This is a genomic window from Myceligenerans pegani (genome assembly GCF_014892515.1).
In the GTDB taxonomy this organism is placed as follows: domain Bacteria; phylum Actinomycetota; class Actinomycetes; order Actinomycetales; family Cellulomonadaceae; genus Myceligenerans; species Myceligenerans pegani.
This window is the reverse complement of the sequence record NZ_JADBGR010000007.1, coordinates 1-947: the sequence shown is the minus strand read 5'-3', so window position 1 is coordinate 947 and position 947 is coordinate 1. Positions and strand designations below refer to the sequence as shown.

The 947-nt window shown below is 67.8% G+C and carries 1 protein-coding gene and 1 pseudogene; both read left to right on the top strand.

Going from position 1 to position 947, the window contains the following annotated elements; all coding sequences use genetic code 11:
• Nucleotides 1-664, top strand: a 664-nt coding sequence (locus IIE03_RS00050) for an extracellular solute-binding protein (RefSeq protein WP_192860695.1), incomplete at its 5' end; no start/stop codon positions are given.
• Between the two features lie 145 nt (nucleotides 665-809).
• Nucleotides 810-947, top strand: a pseudogene (locus IIE03_RS00045) (VacJ family lipoprotein); the annotation flags it as partial.

The window sequence follows — 947 nt, the reverse complement described above, 5'->3', positions numbered from 1 at the left end:
GGGCCTGGTCAACCAGATCGACTACGCCTACGAGAACGAGGACGGCACGCCCAAGGCCCTCGCGGACAACGCCGAGATCAAGGACCTGTACGACACGGTCATCGAGCAGTACGAGGCCGGACTGTCGGCAGGCTTGGCGCAATGGGGTGAGGACTGGGCGACAGGGTTCCAGAAGGATGCCTTCGCCACGATGCTGTGCCCGGCGTGGATGACGGGGACGATCGAGTCGAACTCGGGCGGCGTCGACGGCTGGAACGTCGCGGATGTCTTCCCGGGTGGGGGCGGCAACTGGGGTGGTTCGTTCCTGACGGTCCCGGCGTCGGGTGAGCACACCGAGGAGGCCAAGGAGCTGGCGGCGTGGCTCACCGCGCCCGAGCAGCAGACCGCGGCCTTCGAGGAGGCGGGCAACTTTCCCTCGCAGCTGGAGGCGCAGGAATCGGAGCAGGTGCAGTCCTACACGAACGAGTTCATGAATGACGCGCCGGTCGGGCAGATCTTCTCGAACCGTGCCCAGGCGATCGAGGGCAACCCGTTCAAGGGCCCGAACTACTTCGCGATCCACCAGGCGGTGCAGCAGGGCATCGAGCGCGTCGAGACGACGGGCGAAGAGCCGGAGAAGTCGTGGGAGAAGACCCTCGCGGCCTACGACGCGCTCGGCCTGTGACGACACGGCTCAACCTTCGAGCGGGCGGTCCTCGCCTCGTCGTCCGGCGAGGCGAGCGGCCGTCCGCTCGGCACGGATGCCAGTGCTCCCGCGCAGTTCAGTCCCCTCCCGCGCACTCGATCAGGAAGCCGACATGTCCGCACTCATGACCGCGGGGCCCGTGACGGGCTCTACCCCGCCGGAGCGCCGGGCGCCGCGCCGGCTCGGGTTCTCCCAGACCCTGGGGCGTTGGGACGTCAAGGTCTCGCCCTATCTCTACATCTCCCCGTTCTTTGTCCTGTTC